The sequence below is a fragment of the Actinoplanes sp. NPDC048791 genome (assembly GCF_040650095.1).
Taxonomy (GTDB): Bacteria; Actinomycetota; Actinomycetes; order Mycobacteriales; family Micromonosporaceae; genus Actinoplanes.
Window position 1 is genome coordinate 1 of record NZ_JBEZGQ010001282.1, and the last position, 2069, is coordinate 2069.

General features: G+C 75.1%; 2 protein-coding genes. One reads left to right on the top strand and one right to left on the bottom strand.

The window, feature by feature from the left end; genetic code table 11:
- On the top strand, positions 1-1424 hold a 1424-nt coding region (locus AB0C29_RS45425), incomplete at its 5' end, for an ATP-binding protein (RefSeq protein ID WP_360834165.1).
- Here AB0C29_RS45425 and AB0C29_RS45430 read toward each other — a convergent pair.
- The coding region (locus tag AB0C29_RS45430; RefSeq protein WP_360834167.1) for a GGDEF domain-containing protein at positions 1414-2069 on the bottom strand (656 nt) is incomplete at its 5' end. The genes AB0C29_RS45425 and AB0C29_RS45430 overlap by 11 nt on opposite strands.

The window sequence follows — 2069 nt, forward strand, 5'->3', positions numbered from 1 at the left end:
GCGTGTACGACCTGCTGGTCGCGGCCGGCCTCAACTCCCAGCGCCGGGCCCTCGGCACGGCGCTGCTCTCCCGCGGCACCGAGGCGCGCGGCGAACGGGCGGTGCTCGGCGGCTACGGCATCCTGGTCACCATGCAGCCCGCGTCGTTCCGGTCGGTGGCCGGCCCGGACACGGTCGCCCTGTTCCAGGCGGCCGGGGTCGAGGCGGCCGCGGCCGAGGTCGAGGTGTTCGCCGAGCGCATCACGGCGGCGAGCGAGGCCGGCGCCACGGTCGACCTGCCGGTGCGGCAGTGGACGGAACTGACGACGTTGTATCTGGCCAAGGTCCGCCAGGTGCTGCGCAGTGCCGTCGACCGTGCCCTCGCCGACATCACCGCGCTGCGGGCCGATCGGGCCGCCGGGACCCGTACCGACCTGGCCCTCGTCATCGCCGTGCTGCTCGGCGTCATCCTGCTCGCCGGTCTCGTCGGCGGCGGGCTGACGGTCGAGCTGCGCCGGTTGCGGGACCGGATGTGCGACGTCGGCGAGCACCGGCTGCCCCGGCTGGTCGCGTCCCTGGCGGAGACCCCGGTCGAACGCCTGCAGGCGGTTCCCGTACCCGCCGCGCCCCCGGTGCCCGCCGGTCCGGACGAGATCGGCCAGGTCGCCCGGGCCTTCGAGACCGTGCACCGGCAGGCGGTCCGGCTGGCCACCGAGCAGGCCGAGCAGCGGGCGACCACGGCCGGCATCGCCCGCACGCTGACCCGCCGGACCCAGGAGCTCATCGGCCGGCAGCTCAATCTGATCACCGAGCTCGAGCAGCGCGAACTGGATCCGGACAAGCTGAACCGGCTGTTCGGCCTCGACCACCTGGCGACCCGCATCCGGCGGCACGGCGACAGCCTGCTCGTGCTGACCGGCGGACGGCCCGCGTGGCGCTGGCCCCGGCCCGCCTCCCTGACCGAGGTCGTGCAGGCCGCGGCGGCCGCCACCGAGCAGTACCGCCGGGTGGAGATCAGCCCGCTGCCCCAGACCGGCATCCGCGCCGCCGTCATCGTCGACCTGCTGCAGATCCTCGCCGAGCTCATCGACAACGCCACCCGCTTCTCCGCGCCGGACACCCCGGTGCGGATCACGGCGGGGCCGCTCGCCGACGGCAGCATGCGGGTCGAGGTCCGCGACCAGGGGTACGGGCTGGGCGAGCGCACCGCCGCGGAGCTCAACGCCCGGCTCAGCCGCCCCCGGCCGGACAGGATCGGTGACGAGCCGACGCTCGGACTGCACGTGGCCGGCACCCTGGCCGCCCGGACCGGAGTCGCGGTGCACCTGCTGCCGATCGAGCACGGTTGCGTGGCGGCTGTGGTCGTACCCCCGCGCTTGTTGATCCCGGAGGCGGCGGAACCAGCCGTTGACCGGGCCGGGCTGCTCCCCGCGACTAGCGGTTGACCGGGGCGGTGTCGTCGCGGCGGCGCGCGGCCTTGCCGGCGTACATGTCCGCGTCGGCCAGGCCGATCAGCAGGTCACGGTCGACCGCCAGGCCCGGCCGGGCCTGCGCCAGGCCGATGGTCACGCCCACCGACACCACGCCGGCCGGCAGCGGGAACGGCGCTCGGACGGCCTCGATGATCCGGGCGGTGAGCTCGGCCGTCCCGGAACCCAGCGCGCCCCGGCAGAGGATGAGGAACTCGTCGCCACCGAGGCGCCCGACCAGGTCCTCCCGGCGGACGGCGGCGGTCAGCCGGGTGGCCACCGCCTTCAGCACGGCGTCGCCGGCCGGGTGCCCGTACCGGTCGTTGACGGGTTTGAAGCCGTCGAGATCGCAGAGCAGGATCGTGACCTCGTCGAGGGTGCCCCGGTCGACCTCGGCGAGCGCCCGGTCGATCTCGGCCGCGATGTGCCGGCGGTTGCACAGCCCGGTCAGCTCGTCGTGGGTCGCGTGGTAGGCCAGGGTCTGCTCGGCGCGGTCGCGCTGGCCGGACAGGTGCCGGATGCGCAGCAGCACCAGCGGGACGACCAGCAGCGTCCCGACCGGCAGCAGCAGGCTGGCCGACTCGGTGCCGCGCAGCACCTGCACGGCCGCGATCAGCGGAT